Source organism: Methanobrevibacter sp. (genome assembly GCF_045577275.1).
Taxonomy (GTDB): Archaea; Methanobacteriota; Methanobacteria; order Methanobacteriales; family Methanobacteriaceae; genus Methanobrevibacter.
Genome location: NZ_JAZNIB010000333.1, coordinates 1 through 1,592, shown reverse-complemented (window position 1 = coordinate 1,592; position 1,592 = coordinate 1). Strand labels below are relative to the sequence as shown.

2 protein-coding genes are annotated in these 1,592 nt (G+C 37.1%); both read right to left on the bottom strand.

Going from position 1 to position 1,592, the window contains the following annotated elements:
• Positions 1 to 192: 192 nt before the first annotated feature.
• Positions 193 to 774, bottom strand: coding sequence for a class II aldolase/adducin family protein (locus tag ACKI67_RS09635; protein WP_407463316.1), 582 nt, complete (start codon positions 772 to 774; stop codon positions 193 to 195).
• Positions 775 to 844: 70 nt separating this feature from the next.
• On the bottom strand, positions 845 to 1,592 hold a 748-nt coding region (locus ACKI67_RS09630; RefSeq protein WP_407462336.1), incomplete at its 5' end, for a metallophosphoesterase.

Genomic DNA, 1,592 nt, shown 5'->3' with positions numbered 1-1,592 from the left:
TTGGATTGGCATTCCCTCTAACTCTTTGAATGGTGAGTGGATTGTTCCTATAGATTCAAATTCGATTTTCATACTATCATATTGATTTTTGATGTATATAAATTTTTATAACGGGGTTATTTTTAAACTATTTAGGATTAATTAATCAAAAACTGTTTTTTTAAATATTAATCAGAATAGCTGTTTTTATAATTATTCTATGGAATTCAAAACATGAGTTACAAATTGTGTTTTAGCTATCTCTTCCACAAACTCAACAAGTGCCGCTGCTTCCTTGACGGTTTCACCGGTTGCAATGACTCCATGGTTCTTTAAGATTATTGCATCTTCTGTTTTTAGAGCTTCAGCAGCAGCTTCAGCAAGTTCCTTGCTTCCTGGCTTGAAGTATTCAATATCCTTTAGATATTCTGATTTGATTGCACCGAATCCTTCAAGACGTTTGATCTTTTTGTTTGAAAATGCAAATCCAGTTGCATATGGTGAGTGTGTATGTGCAATTCCATAGACATCAGGTTTTTCTCTGTAGATTGCCAAGTGCATTCCCACTTCAGATGATGGCTTGCCTTTTGTCAGGAGTTCTCCCTTTTCGTTTACAAGAACAATATCCTCTTCACTTAAGTCAGCAAGTGATTTAAGGGTTGGTGTGATTGCAACTATATCACCTGAATCGGTCTTGAATCTTGCACTGACATTGCCAGCCTTACCTGAAACCAATCCTCTTTCAAATACATATGCTGACATTTCAACAACTGATTTTACAATTTCCTTTTCCATATTATCATCCAAAATAAGCATAAGTTAATAAAAAAATAAAGAATAATTTTAATCTATCATTCCATTGCAGCTATTTATTGAAGTCCAATGGCTTGTAGATTCCACCTACATCAATGATAGGAACGATTGCAGGTGTAGGCACGATGTTATAGATCTTCTGGAACTCTGTCTGAGTCTGGAAAGTACCTGAGTTTATGCAGTGAATTCCTTTATAGTTTGTATAGGTGTTAATGTGAACGTGGCCTGTATGCAATACATCAGGAACAGTGTCAATAACCAAATGGTCCTCAAGCTCTGAAGCAAGAGGAGTCCTTTCACCGTACAATGGAGCCAAATGCCTTTTGTTTAAGAATTCTTTCATTACAAGGTCATTACGTTCATGTGAGAAATCATTTGAACCCATCACCATATCATCTATTCCCCTTCCGTGGTAGATCAATACTTTAAGTCCATCAAGACTTACAGTACTTGGATTTGAAAGGAATTCAACGTTATTTAGTTTATACAATGACTTAGCATACTTTTCAGGAACAGCAGGTTGAGGCTCTGCCACTCTTGATGCATCGTGGTTTCCAGGAGTGATGATTATCTTGATGTCGCTTCTGACATCACCAAGCAAACGTGCAGCTTCATCATATTGTGCTGTAATGTCCTTGATTGCCAATTCCTTGTCCTGATTAGGATACACTCCGATACCATCCACGATATCTCCACCGACAATCATGTATTTTACGTTGTTTGCCATTTCCATCTGCTCTTCGTTTCCAAAGTCACCGTTGAGCCATTTGACGAATCTGACAAATGCATCTTCAAGGAAT